Origin of the sequence: Pollutibacter soli (assembly GCA_029269725.1) — a bacterium.
Taxonomy (GTDB): domain Bacteria; phylum Bacteroidota; class Bacteroidia; order Chitinophagales; family Chitinophagaceae; genus Pollutibacter; species Pollutibacter soli.
This window is the reverse complement of the sequence record JARJHS010000002.1, coordinates 266,595-280,267: the sequence shown is the minus strand read 5'-3', so window position 1 is coordinate 280,267 and position 13,673 is coordinate 266,595. Positions and strand designations below refer to the sequence as shown.

Annotated in this window: 12 protein-coding genes; 7 read left to right on the top strand and 5 right to left on the bottom strand. The window is 41.6% G+C overall.

The genetic code is table 11. From position 1 onward, the window contains the following. Positions 1-19 precede the first annotated feature (19 nt). A complete protein-coding gene (locus tag P2W82_RS05760; RefSeq protein ID WP_336514897.1) occupies positions 20-1,048 on the bottom strand; it encodes a radical SAM/SPASM domain-containing protein in 1,029 nt (342 codons plus the stop codon). Positions 1,049-1,177: 129 nt separating this feature from the next. On the opposite strand from P2W82_RS05760, the gene P2W82_RS05755 reads away from it, so the two are divergent. From P2W82_RS05755 to P2W82_RS05745, 3 genes are all read left to right on the top strand, one after another. Next, positions 1,178-3,166: a M1 family metallopeptidase gene (locus P2W82_RS05755; RefSeq protein ID WP_336514896.1), complete on the top strand. Its 1,989-nt coding sequence runs from the start codon at positions 1,178-1,180 to the stop codon at positions 3,164-3,166. Between the two features lie 16 nt (positions 3,167-3,182). After that, positions 3,183-3,998, top strand: coding sequence for a glycoside hydrolase family 25 protein (locus P2W82_RS05750; RefSeq protein WP_336514895.1), 816 nt, complete (start codon positions 3,183-3,185; stop codon positions 3,996-3,998). 219 nt (positions 3,999-4,217) lie between these two features. After that, positions 4,218-4,448, top strand: a complete 231-nt coding sequence (locus tag P2W82_RS05745) for a hypothetical protein (protein ID WP_336514894.1) — start codon at positions 4,218-4,220, stop codon at positions 4,446-4,448. 1 nt (position 4,449) lies between these two features. Here P2W82_RS05745 and P2W82_RS05740 read toward each other — a convergent pair whose 3' ends face one another. From P2W82_RS05740 to P2W82_RS05725, 4 genes are all read right to left on the bottom strand, one after another. Continuing rightward, positions 4,450-4,875 (bottom strand): YybH family protein, encoded by a 426-nt coding sequence (locus P2W82_RS05740; RefSeq protein ID WP_336514893.1) that lies wholly within the window; start codon positions 4,873-4,875, stop codon positions 4,450-4,452. 100 nt (positions 4,876-4,975) lie between these two features. Further along, positions 4,976-5,911: a sugar phosphate isomerase/epimerase family protein gene (locus P2W82_RS05735; protein ID WP_336514892.1), complete on the bottom strand. Its 936-nt coding sequence runs from the start codon at positions 5,909-5,911 to the stop codon at positions 4,976-4,978. 72 nt (positions 5,912-5,983) lie between these two features. Then, positions 5,984-6,556, bottom strand: coding sequence for a gluconate 2-dehydrogenase subunit 3 family protein (locus P2W82_RS05730; protein ID WP_336514891.1), 573 nt, complete (start codon positions 6,554-6,556; stop codon positions 5,984-5,986). A 104-nt stretch (positions 6,557-6,660) separates the two neighbouring features. Next, on the bottom strand, positions 6,661-8,511 hold the full coding sequence (locus P2W82_RS05725) for a glycoside hydrolase family 2 protein (protein WP_336514890.1): 1,851 nt from the start codon (positions 8,509-8,511) through the stop codon (positions 6,661-6,663). A gap of 189 nt (positions 8,512-8,700) precedes the next feature. On the opposite strand from P2W82_RS05725, the gene P2W82_RS05720 reads away from it, so the two are divergent. From P2W82_RS05720 to P2W82_RS05705, 4 genes are all read left to right on the top strand, one after another. Next, positions 8,701-10,638 (top strand): glycosyltransferase family 2 protein, encoded by a 1,938-nt coding sequence (locus tag P2W82_RS05720; RefSeq protein WP_336514889.1) that lies wholly within the window; start codon positions 8,701-8,703, stop codon positions 10,636-10,638. A 44-nt stretch (positions 10,639-10,682) separates the two neighbouring features. Next, positions 10,683-12,209, top strand: coding sequence for a GH3 family acyl-acid amido synthetase (locus tag P2W82_RS05715; RefSeq protein ID WP_336514888.1), 1,527 nt, complete (start codon positions 10,683-10,685; stop codon positions 12,207-12,209). A 105-nt stretch (positions 12,210-12,314) separates the two neighbouring features. Further along, entirely contained in the window at positions 12,315-12,953 is a 639-nt protein-coding gene (locus P2W82_RS05710; RefSeq protein ID WP_336514887.1) for a LysE family translocator, read from the top strand. Continuing rightward, complete coding sequence (locus P2W82_RS05705) at positions 12,953-13,531, top strand: hypothetical protein (protein WP_336514886.1); 579 nt, start codon at positions 12,953-12,955, stop codon at positions 13,529-13,531. The genes P2W82_RS05710 and P2W82_RS05705 overlap by 1 nt, the downstream gene beginning before the upstream one ends. Positions 13,532-13,673: the final 142 nt, after the last annotated feature.

The window sequence follows — 13,673 nt, the reverse complement described above, 5'->3', positions numbered from 1 at the left end:
CGACGGTTGTTATGTTGTATTAACCCCAAACTTTAACGCCTTCACTGCAATTGGAGCAGATATCAATGTTGCGGCGACCGCTCATTAATTCTTTACGAAACTGACGATAGTTCTCATTGTTCCAGATCTCACGGAAACTCTGCATTTTCATATTACCCAACTGATGCATAGCATCTTTATCGAAACAACAGGGAACAACAAGTCCATCCCAGGTGATGACATTGGCATGCCATAATTTCCAGCAATGATTGGATAATTTGTTTTTTGGAACGTATTGACCTTCACTATTTTTTTTGTATCGGCTGAAATGATTCAATTCAGGAATCAACTGGTTGGGGTCATTCTGGTAATCGTATACCTGAGCTGTTTTGTACCAAACATCATCAACACCAACTTCATCAGCAAGTTGCCTGATGTCATCCACCTGGTGTTCATTGGGTTTGACAACAAGAAACTGGAAAACGACCAGAGGTGTTTTACTTTTCAGTTCTTTCTTCCACTTTACAATGTTGGCAGCGCCCTCAACAACCTTTGATAATTTTCCACCAACACGATATTGTTCATATACATCCTGGGTTGTACCGTCGATACTGATGATCAGTCTGTCCAATCCGCTTTCCACCGTCTTCTTTGCATTTTTATCATTGAGGTAATGCGCGTTGGTGGAAGTTGCTGTGTAGATTTTTTTATCGGATGCGTACCTGACCATGTCCAGGAAACCAGGATTTAAATAGGGTTCACCCTGGAAATAAAAAATCAGGTAGAGCAGATCCTTATGTATTTCATCGATCGTTTTCTCGAAAAAAGATTGCTCAAGCATTCCTGTCGGGCGGGAAAAGGCCCTCAATCCGCTGGGGCACTCAGGACAACGAAGATTACAGGAAGTAGTAGGCTCAAACGAAACAGAGATCGGATATCCCCATTGGATAGGCTTACCAGTCATTCTGCTCAGGTAGAAACTACTATACACTTTAAGCGCATTCCAGCCCCGCCTTACACTGAGTTTGGAAAGTAGATTTCTGGTATCGTTAAACTGGAACCTGCGCATCAGAATGTAAAAATAAAGCAATCACGCTTGCGTTATGTGTTTTCCGGGAATGATGTTACCTTATATTGAAAAACAAGGTATTATGAAATTCCAGCACTAATTTCACAGGCTAAAAAACGAATCTCAAACTTGAATTTTTTCCGATATCCATACTTCAATGGCATTCACGCCGGGATTTTCTGCGTGATGGTGTCTGTCGTGATATCTATTGTTCCAACCAGATTACGGGCTCAATCAGTCACTGAATCAAGGTCGATAGCGGAAGCAGAAGCCAAAGCTGCAAGGAAACGAGTTGGTATTGATGATACATCTTTGAGAACCCAGGCATCACCTGAATTCAGAATTCAGTATCTCCGTTGCAAATGGACTGTTGATCCGGCTGTTCAATATATCAATGGTGAAGTGAAGGCCGCAATACAAATGATTGCAGCTGCAGATGTTCTTATTTTTGATCTTATCGATCAATTGAGGGTAGATAGTGTACTCTTTCACGATGCAAAGATCAATTTCTCACGACCAGGGAACAATACCCTTCGTATCCAGCTTCCTGCGCAATTAGCAGCCAACAGCAAAGATGCTGTCGAAATATTCTACCAGGGCGTTCCGGCAGCAGGAGGTTTCGGAAGTTTTGTGAGTACCACGCATGCAGGAACGCCTGTCTGCTGGACACTCAGCGAGCCTTATGGCTCACGCGATTGGTGGCCATGCAGAAATGGGCTTGACGACAAGGCAGATTCGCTTGATGTATTTATTACCACGCCTGAACAGTATACCGGCGTGTCGATCGGCATGTTAAAGCAGTCGATAATTGAAAACGGCCAGAAAACTACTCACTGGAAACATCGGTACCCGGTAGCGACTTACCTGATCGCGCTGGCTGCTACCAACTATACCGAAATGAATGATACGGTTCATGTTAATCAGAAGGTGCTGCCAATGGTACATTATGTTTATCCGGAATCAGCGCCGGTTTTCCGAAACGGACTTCGTTTTGTACGGCGTACGCTTCGCATTTTTAATGACACATTCGGACCTTATCCTTTTCTGAATGAGAAATATGGTCATACCCAATTTTCCTGGGGTGGTGGAATGGAAAATCAGACCAATTCTTTCATGACGAACTCTTCAGAGGCCCTCATTGTTCATGAAGCGGCGCACCAATGGTTTGGGGATCTGATCACCTGCGGAAGCTGGCGGGACATCTGGCTGAATGAAGGCTTCGCGCATTTCCTGACCAATTACACGACAGAAAAATTTTATTCAAAAACATTGTATCAAACCATCCTTAAGGAGCAGCTAACGGACCTGGTTAAACGACTTGATGGATCTGTTTACGTTACTGACACTACTGATATAGCGCGCATTTTTGACCCACGACTTACCTATGCCAAAGGGGGGTGGCTTTTACACATGCTCCGTTGGAAAATCGGTGATTCTGCATTTTTCAAAGGCATGCGGACTTATTACAGCGATCCGAAACTGGCTTATAATTTTGCATACTCAACCGATTTTATCGATCATATGCAAAAAGCATCCGGTCAGGATTTGTCAGAATTTTTCAACGACTGGCTTTATGGAGAAGGATATCCGAGGTATCAACTGACCTGGAATAATGCAGGTAATGGATGGATTTACACGAGCCTGAGTCAGACACCATCGTCTGGCGCAGTATTTTTTGACATGCCCGTACCGATTCGTTTTAAAAATGCAACGCGCGATACCATCATAGTGATTGATCATATAAAAAACAGTCAGCAATCTTTTTTACAACTCGGATTCGCAGCAGATTCTGCATTTATCGATCCTGAACTAAGATTGATTTCTGACGGAAATTCAGTGATGAAAATCCCGGATGATAACGATGAAACTGCATCTGTAGCTGCATTTCCGAATCCGGTAATTGCTGATCTTAACCTGACTATCAAACATTTTGAACCTGGTACATATAGGTTTGGTTTATACAGTAGTACAGGTCAGCAAGTTTGGTTGAATAAAGAAGTAAACATTTCCAGGTTTTATTCTTTGCAGATACCGATGGCTCAATTGCCTCAGGGTGTTTATTTTCTTCGGATCAATAGCAGCAATGGTTATAAATTGATAAAAAAGATCATCAGATAGTTCAGTATTAAAAGGAATGGCAACAGGAAAAATAGTTGAAAAAATCCCGCAACCGAGAAAGAGTAAAAAATCTTCCCGTATAAAGTGGAAGAAGATTGCTTTGACCATGGTCTACCTGGCGCTGCTTGGTGTTGCTACGCATTATACTATTCAATGGTGGAAGATCCGCGAAGCGGGGTTTGCACATTATCCTGGTTTTGGAATTCAGATGCCCATAGGATTTGAAATTCATGGTATCGATGTGTCCCATCACCAGGACCTGATTAAATGGGAATCGGTCAGAGAGATGGAAGACAATTCAGTAAAGCTGGGTTTTGTTTTTATCAAAGCTACGGAGGGGTATACACGAAAAGACAGACAGTTCAGCAGGAACTGGCGAAAAGCAAAAGACGTAGGATTGATCCGTGGTGCATATCATTTCTTTCTACCTAACAAAAACGGTTTGATACAGGCGCAGAATTTTATCAGGTCAGTTGACCTTGAGCCTGGTGATCTTCCGCCAGTAGTGGATATTGAAGAAACTTACGGTGTAAAAAAGACGGAGATCAAAAAAAGATTACAGGAATACCTGAATACTATAGAAAGACATTACGGTGTAACCCCCATAATATATACCGGTGCCGATTATTACGCCAATTATCTCGGAGAAGACTTTGATGAATACCCACTCTGGGTAGCGCATTATTTACAACGCAACAAACCGCGCATCAACAGGCCCTGGAATTTCTGGCAATTTGCTGAAACCGGACGCGTTGATGGAATCATTTCTAAAGTGGATTTTAATGTTTTCAGTGGGGATTCGACGGAGTTTCATGCGTTGCGAATACAGTAGAGTTGAAGGTTTAAAGTTAAAAGTTGAAAGTAAGCATATGACGTACGCAGCGTCGCTTCCCTTAAAATGCTTAAAATGCTTATACCGGTTTGAATCATTAATTAGCGAATAAATACCTGCTTACAAAACCTGAAAATTCTGAATTCCACAACAGTAGATTTTTAACCTTCAACCTTAAACTTTCAACCTCTGCTTACTCCTTACTCCTTACTTTTACATATGAGTTCAATGGAACCTGAAGTAAGAAAATTTCTGCAAAGAATCGGATGGACATTGACCGCAGGATTTCTGTGGATGTTTCTGAATGTAATATTCGGTTTTCAGTTAGGCTGGGCTTTCTGGAATGATAAACCCGGCATCGGTAATATTATTTTTTATCTATGGCTGATCGGCAGTTTCGTTTTATTGATATGGTTATTGATCAGGTGGTGGAAACCACACCTGAAATAGGTTAACTGCTATGATCCAGAATAATTTTCCATTGACCGTCAATTTTTTTCCAGAGCAGATTAAAATAACCGCTGAGATCACCGACTGATCTTTTCAGATAAAACCTTCCTACTAACAGATAATGATCCTGTCCGATAGGATTGAGTTTGATAATATCAAATTTCAGCTTTCCCATTTTTGCGGTGTCGCTGTATTTTGTTTTGTACCGCGCCAGCGTTTGTGCATATCCGTATGTAATACCAGACGACCCGATGTACATAAGTGAATCGTTTTCCCAATAGCCGATCATGAAATTATCGAGATTGCCACTATTCCATGATTTTTCCTGGTCGGCAAATATTTTCTTGATGATGGCTTCGTCGGATTGAGCGCAGAGCAAAGTTGAAATGAAGAGTGAAATTATAAGGGAGAAAATTCTGGGGTCCATTAAAAATGATTTCTCCTAAGTTAATCTCTTCATAATAGATTCATACCAAAACAAAAAACCAGGAAGTGATTCCTGGTTTTCCGATTATTTTAATGCCTCGTCAGATTTTCAGATTCTTCAGGTATTGCGCATCCACTTCTGCGCTCTTCAACGGCGTACTATTATCATAGCGCTCCTGCTCTACAATATAATATTCCATTCCCTGCGCTTTCGCCTCTTTCAGAATCGTTGCAAAGTCTATTGAACCTGTACCGAGATCGGTTGATGCATTGTCTTCTTTCGGACCCGCATTTTTCATGCGATCTTTTACGTGGCACAGTCTCCAGCGATTAGGATATTTTTTCAACCAGGTCAGTGGGTCCTGACCAGGATATACCACCCAATAAATATCCATTTCAAAATCCACCAATGCAGGATCTGTATTCTGCATCAGTACATCCTGCGGATATTGTCCATCGATTTGTTCGAAAGTATAGCCGTGATTGTGATAAGCGAATTTCAATCCGTTCTTTTTGCAGACTTCACCGAGTTTGTTGAATGTGTCCGCAAATTTTTTGTAATCATCCAATGTTTTCTGCGGACCGATATAAGGCGAGATCAGGTATTTCATCCCGATGGCTCCGGCCTCGGCGGCTTTCTTTTCGAAATTTTTATTGATGTCGCAATGGCTGGAAACAAAATCCATCCCGATCTCATCCATATACTTTTTAAACTCAGTATTGCTCATTCCCCAGAAGAGTCCTTTATTTCCTTCGAATCCTTCGGCTTGTTTATATCCAAAACCTGCAAGTTGTTTCAGAATGCCTTTCGGATCTTTTGGAAGATCATCACGTAAGGTATACAACTGGATACCAAAAAGCGGAAGTGCTGTTCCCTGTGGAGCTGCAGCTGCTGTCGATGCGGTATCTGCGGGAGCAGTTGCTGATGAATCTGCATTTTCTTTTTTAGCTTCGGAATTACAAGCGCTGGCACCCAGGGCGATACCTGATGCAAATAAACCAGTAGTTCTCAGAAATTTTCTTCTGTCGAAAGTCATGGCAATCAATATTGGGTTTAAAAAAAATCTGCCGGTCTTTCGGACGCGGCAGTGAATCTATTTACAATTTTACTAGGTGGCCCAGGCTTTTTCTCCTTTTGTATAAGGAATACATCCTTCATACTTTCCAGGAACAGCTATGTATCGCAGGGCTTGTGTGGCACCGACTTCGGAAGTGAAATAACCCAGGAGGGTTAATTGTTTCATCAAACCGAAATAATGATTTGGTTCGCCGTCTTTTTTATTTTTATTGTAGGCCTTTAATTCATTGTCTATCTCTGTAAGCAAAGCCTTCTTTTCTTCAGGGCTCGAAGACATAAATGATTTGCTGTTTTTCTTCTGACTTGCATCTTCAATTTTCTGCAGCCCTTCCACAAATACTTTCTGATCGCCTTCTGTATAACAATCAACAACCATTGTATTCATAAACTCACCCACTTTTGCAGCTTTCGCGCCAGGTGTGCTTGTTGTCGGAATAATGGTTTCTGCAACTTCATCAAGGAAAGAAATGTTTTCGGCAGAGAATGGAAGACCCACAGCCAGTTTATCACCGCCGGATTTACAGCCTTCTAAAAAAGCCGCGCCTCCAACTACGGTTCCTCCCAGTATCAGTGCGACCCTGTTTAACGCATCACGTCTGTTCATATAGCAATGTTTGAGAATTAAATGTACAAAAGAAGTTCTAAGTTTTAAGTGAAAAGTTGAAAGTTAAGATCCTGCGTTGAGCGTTTAACGTTGAACGTAAAACGTCATGGCATAAACTTTTTCCCTAATGCATCATCATATAACTTCTGATGAATGGCCTTCAGTTTTGCTTCATCCATTTTGATGACTTTACGATCATAGGTCATGAGCCCATTGGTTTCGATTTCAACATCAGTGGTTTGCGTGTACACAGCCGCCGAAAGACCTTTTTCGATCAGTGCCGGTATTCGTCCAATGAATTCGGAGTACCTGTTGTACAGCTCATCTTTATTTTTAAAACTCTGGTAACCCCAGTTGTTTTTATCCTGCCACGTATGATTTTCAACGGGTAGTCCCAATCCACCGAACTCACCCAATACAAGTATTTCCTTCGCACCAAACAATTCCGGTGTCGGCATTGCCGGTTCAGGATAATTGTGCAGGTCAAAAATATTTCCTGCGAACTCAAAGTTTCCGCCGCTGGCGCTGTTTACCAGGCGGGAAGGGTCCATCTGGGTTGTCCAGTCTGCTATCTGTTTTGTTTTGAACTGACCCCATGCTTCGTTGAAAGGTACCCAGACAACAATTGAGGGGAAATGGCCGAAATCGGTTACGATCTCCTTCCATTCCGTGCGATAAATCTTTTCAGATTCAGGCGTCCGGTCTTTATCAGTTTGCAGACCGGTAATTCCCGGCCGGCTCTCCCAACGGTTACCCATATCGCCACTCGGCATATCCTGCCATACCAGCATTCCCAACTGATCACAGTAGTAGTACCAAAGTGCTGGTTCTGTTTTCACATGTTTACGAATCATGTTAAAACCCATTTCCCTGGTTTTAACGATATCAAATTTTAGTGCCTCGTCCGATGGAGCTGTATAAAGTCCATCGGGCCACCACCCCTGATCCAACGGGCCGTACTGGAATAAAAACTGATCATTGAGAAGCATACGTTGAATACCATTTTTATCCGGCTTCATTGATATTTTCCGCATAGCGAAGTAAGAACTCACTTCATCAATCTTTTTACCTTTTCTGTAGATCCCAATTTTAAGATCATACAGATGAGGATTCGAAGGCGACCACAAAACCGCGTCTTTAATATTCAGCTTTCCGCTGCCATTTGCATCGAGTTTTTCTTCGGCGATGGTTTTTCCGCCCTGCAGAGCTGTCGCACGAATTTCATCACCTGCAATTAAGCCATTCGCCTGTATTTCCAGGTTAAGCTCCTGCTGATCAGTCTGCGGAACAGCTTTGATATTGCCGACATAAGTTGGAGGAACCGATTCCAGCCATACCGTCTGCCAGATACCAGTAACAGGTGTATACCAGATGCTTTTCGGAACCTTTACCTGCTTGCCGCGTGGCTGCGGACCATCGTCAGAAGGATCCCACACTTTTACAACCAATTGTTGTTTATTCCCTTTTTTCAGGAATGCTGTGATATCGAAACTAAATGGATCATACCCTCCTTCATGCATACCGGCAGGCTGTCCATTGACAAATACTTCGCATCTCCAATCCACAGCACCAAAATGCAGAAGTACCTTACCCTTACGCATAGCTGAAGAAATATCCAGCTCACGCTCATACCACAGAAGACTATCTTTTCCAACCCGGGCACCAACTCCGGAGAGCGCAGACTCAACTGCAAATGGAACCAGTATTTTACCAGCATATACCGTAGGGAGGCTTGCCGAACCAGCGGGAAGAATGGTGTAATTCCACAATCCATTCAGGTTCATCCAACTGCTTCTCACCATTTGCGGGCGTGGATACTCCTGGTGTACAGATGCAGGATTTACATTTGAAGCCCATGGCGTTGAAATTTTTGTTCCCGCAATTTTCCATTCCTGCGAAAATCCGGAAACCACAACGCTCAAAAGAATATAACAAATCGCAATCGTTTTTTTCATCGAGTGATTATTAGATAAAAAGAAAACGAATTTATGGATTGTGGTCAAGAACCAAAGCAATTCATTCATCGTTTGAAACCATGTTTTTTTTACTGGCCGTATCCCTCGATCTTTAATCGCAACTGAGAATGCTTTTCATTGTACCAATACTTAATTCCGAATTCATCCGTATTTTCCGAGTTATATATCATGCGGTTATCGATCATCATAGTGAGTTATAATGTCAGGCATTTTCTTGAGCAGTGCCTGCTTTCTGTGCAGAAAGCTATTCAACATATCGACGCGGAGGTGCTGGTAGCAGATAATGCTTCCACCGATGGTTCACGTGAATACCTCTCGGAAAGATTCAATAACATCCGATTTTCCTGGAATGAAGAGAATACTGGTTTTGCAAAAGCCAACAATCAACTTTTAAACATAGCAAGAGGCGAGTACATTCTTTTCCTTAACCCGGACACGATTGTACCGGAGGACTGTTTTAAAAAGTGCCTCGCATATTTTGATGCAAACAAGACCGTTGGTGCGTTGGGCGTTCAAATGATTGACGGCACGGGTCATTTTCTTCGCGAAAGCCGTCGCTCTTTTCCATCGCCGCTGATTTCTTTTTTTAAGTTGACCGGCCTCGCATCATTGTTTCCTAAATCACCTGTGTTTGCAAGGTATCATATGGGTCACATGAATCAGCAGGTAGTTCATGAAACGGATGTTCTGTCAGGTGCATTTATGATGATCCGAAAAAAGGTATTGGATATCACGGGCGGTTTCGATGAAATGTTTTTCATGTACGGAGAAGATATTGATCTCAGTTACCGGATACAAAAAGCGGGATTTAAAAATGTTTATTTTGCTGATACGACCATCATTCATTTCAAAGGAGAAAGTACAAAAAAAGGTTCGCTCAATTATGTCAGGTTGTTTTATAAAGCGATGTCGCTGTTTGTAAAAAAACACCTTAAAGGAGTGAAAGCTGGTTTTGTTCTTTTTTTTATACGGATATCTATCTGGATCCGGGCGATACTGACTGCAATTGGCAATTTTATTCGAAATGCAGGACTCCCACTGATCGATGCGGCCCTGATTCTCTTATCATTCTGGATCGCGAAATATTTGTGGAACCGTTTTGTGCGACCTGATATCAGTTATTCGAGGCATCTGTTAACGATTGCATTTCCTTTTTTTTCGATTCTGTTCATGATCGCCTCCTACTACACAGGTTTGTATGATAAGCCAGGCAAACCTGGTCAGTTAATAAAATCAACAGGTATTGCAGCAGTGATTATCATTTCCTGTTATTCACTCTGGCCGGAACAGTTCAGATTTTCAAGGGGAATTTTACTCTCAGGAATAGTTCTTTCTTTTCTATTGCTGCGCATATGCAGATCCATTTTCATTCAGTTTGGAATTCTTGATCCTCCGGAAAAAGGAAAAAAATTACAGACGATAGTTGCAGGAACGGAGCGTGAATATGAAAGAATTTTATACCTGCTGAAAAATTCCGGAAGAAATGAAAGGGTTTTTGGACGCGTACCTGTAATTGAAAATAGCAACAACCCATCTGTTGATAAGAAGCAGCTGGACATATTGATAAAAGAGTCTTCCATTCGTGAAATTATCTTTTGCGAAAATGGCCTGAGTTTTAAAGAGATCATTGGTTTAATATCGACATTAAAAGGCAATCTTCGTTTCAGAATCAGTGGAAGCGGTTCAATGAGCATTGTGGGTAGTGATTCCAAAGATGAAGCGGGTGAAATTCTATCAGAAGAATCAGGCTATGCACTTTCTTCTCCGGTAAATCAACGTTTAAAAAGACTGGTTGACATTGCTTCATCGATATTGCTGATCATCAGTTTTCCGATCGGTATTTTTTTTCTTAGGAAACCGTTAAAAACATTCGGCAATGCCTGGCAGGTGCTGATTGGAAAAAGAACCTGGGTTGGTTATTTCACCAACACGCCCGGGTTACCATTTTTACGAAAAAGCATAATCGCAGGAAATGGAATGCCTGTTGCCATACGTGGTTTGCAGGCTGTGAATGTTGAGCAGGTTGATAAGCTATATGCACGTGATTACAGTGTATATAACGATATCACGCTTATTCTGAAAAATTACCGTCAACTTTGCGGATAGTTTGCCTCGAATTTTATCTTGCTTAAAACACTATATTGCATAAGATGCCGATAATTGAATTTCATCTTCCTAAAACGATTGCAAAGGCTTTGAATCTCCGGGGTAATTCACCGAAGCATCAGCAATTGCGCGTTTTAAAAAAGTTGCTGAAGAAGGCAAGGCATACAGAGTTTGGTCAGAAGTTTTTTTTCGACCAGATCCTGATGGACAGGCATATCATCAAAAAATTCCAGGAGCAGGTTCCTACTTACGATTACAATACGCTCTATAAAGATTTCTGGCATCGGACATTACAGAATCTTCCTGATGTGTGCTGGCCCGGAAGGATTAAATATTTTGCATTAAGTTCAGGCACTTCCGAAAGTGCGAGCAAGTATATTCCTATCACCCAGGATCTCATGCGAGGTAACAGGCTCGTTATGATTAAACAACTCCTTTCTCTTCGCAACTACGATGGTATTCCATGGAAGTCGGTGGGTAAGGGTTGGATGATGCTGGGTGGAAGCACTGATCTTGAGAAAGGACCCGGATATTATGCCGGAGATCTTAGCGGTATCACAGCTAAAAAAGCACCGTTCTGGTTTTCTCCTTTTTATAAACCAGGTAAAAAAATTGCGCGTACACGGGACTGGAATGTCAAGCTGGAAGAAATTGTTCAGCAGGCTCCCAACTGGGATATCGGATTTGTTGTTGGTGTTCCTGCATGGATCCAGATGTGTATGGAAATGGTGATTGAAAGATATAATCTGAAAAACATCCATGAGATCTGGCCCAATCTTGCTTTTTATGTGCACGGTGGCGTTGCATTTGATCCTTATAAAAAGGGATTTGAAAAATTGTTGGGCAAGCCGCTCACTTATATTGAAACCTATCTCGCGTCCGAAGGGTTTATAGCTTACCAGGACCGGCAGGATCCGAAAGGCATGCGACTGGTCACCAATGGTCATATCTTTTGCGAATTTGTTCCTTTTGATGATAAGAATTTTGATTCTTCAGGAAACATGATCCGCAATCCGAATGCGCTCATGATTCACGAAGTGGAAGAAGGAAAAGATTATGCATTACTGATCAGTACTTCCGCCGGAGCATGGCGATACCTGATCGGTGACACTATCCGTTTCACCGACAAAGAAAGATGCGAGATCATTATCACCGGCAGAACCAAACATTTTTTAAGTCTTGTTGGCGAGCACCTGAGTGTCGACAACATGAACAAAGCATTAAAACTCGCCAGTGAAGAATTGAATGTGATCATTCCTGAGTTTACTGTTGCAGGTGTTCCGTACAAAAGTTTTTTTGCGCATCACTGGTATGTGGCTTCTGACGACAAGATCGACAAGGAAGTGTTATGTAAAAAAATCGATGAACGTCTCAAACAGCTCAATGATGATTATGCTGTTGAACGAAAAAGTGCGTTGAAAGAAGTGTTCCTTGATGTACTACCTGAAAGCAGGTTTCTCGATTTCATGAGATTAAAAGGTAAAGTCGGAGGGCAGCATAAATTTCCTCGGGTACTCAAAGGCCAGATCATGGAAGACTGGCAAAAATTTATTGCTACCGGTACTATATAATCTTCTCTTTAAACTGATTTAGCTTAATATTGTCAGCTAAAAAATCCACCTGCTGAAACGACTCTTTTCTCAGCAGAATGCATCATTGCAGCATCTTCATCGGGCATGACTGAATCAATTATTAAAGGACTCGGACTTGGGTTAATCCTTGTGTTATCGGTTGGGCCGGTAATATTTACTATTCTTAAACAGAGCCTGAATAATGGTCATCGTGGTGGTTTCAGTTTTATCGCCGGAGTCTGGATCAGTGATATTATTCTTGTTGTTGTCAGCAATATGTTTTCGGAACTGGTCCGCCAGATGCTGGAATACAAATCGACAATTGCTTTAGTTGGAAGTGGTTTCCTGGTTGCTATGGGTATTTATTATGTCTTTTTTAAGAAAGTAAAACTGACTAAAGCTGATCTTAGCAACACAACAAAGTTCAGTAAGAGTGATTTTGCCAGAATTATGCTTTCTGGATTTTTTATTAATACACTCAATCCCAGTGTGATGCTGTTCTGGCTGGTTAACGCAACTGCTTTTGCAGTGAATCATTCCATCTGGCAGCGTATCGTCATTTTTTCTGTCTGTCTTGCCCTGAATATGATTGCAGATGTATTAAAAGTTTTAATGGCGGGAAAGATTCGTGATAAACTTACTGTTCATAATATTTCATTGATCAATAAGATTTCCGGAACGATACTGGTTATTTTTGGTCTTGCATTGGCTTACGGAGTCGTTGCCCTGAAGAACAATCTCTGATGATCCTGATCAGAAAATATATCATCGGCATTATCTGTACAATTACTGCGTTGGGTTGCTCCGCAATTTTTTCAGCTTCCTATGCGCAGGGTTCCGACGTTTTGTTGCTTAAAAAAGGGAATGGGAAAACGCTGCAAACCATCACCGCAGGAACATATATCGTATTCAAATCTACCAGTGGTCGTTATGTAGAAGGAACGATCAATCATATCAAGGATGATACGTTGTACATTAATGATTTTGATGTTCGAAGAGCATATACCATCTGGGGAACATCGGTGCTTGATACTGTTAGCCAATTCATGCTGCGATTTCATTATAATGAAATTGCATCCATCGTTAAAGAACGAAAAGGGTTTGAATTTGTAAGAAATGGCACCCTATTTATCATAGGTGGCGCTACGTTCGTCGCATTAAATCTCATCAATTCAGCTGTTCAGAAATCAAGTGTCAACACTACTTCACTGATTATTTCCGGTGCTGTTCTCGCTACCGGTATTGTGATGAAAATCACCCGAAAGAACAGCTATTCTATCGGAGGGAAGTATTCGTTTAAATATCTGGATCTTACGAACTGAGGGTTGAACGTTTAACGTTGAACGTTAACCGTTCAACGTTAAACGTATGCTCATGCGAATGTGAATTGCTTTATTTATTTCAGGACTTACTGCGTTAATCGCGTAAGGTGCACATGCTTAGGCCAACGTTTTACGTTAAACC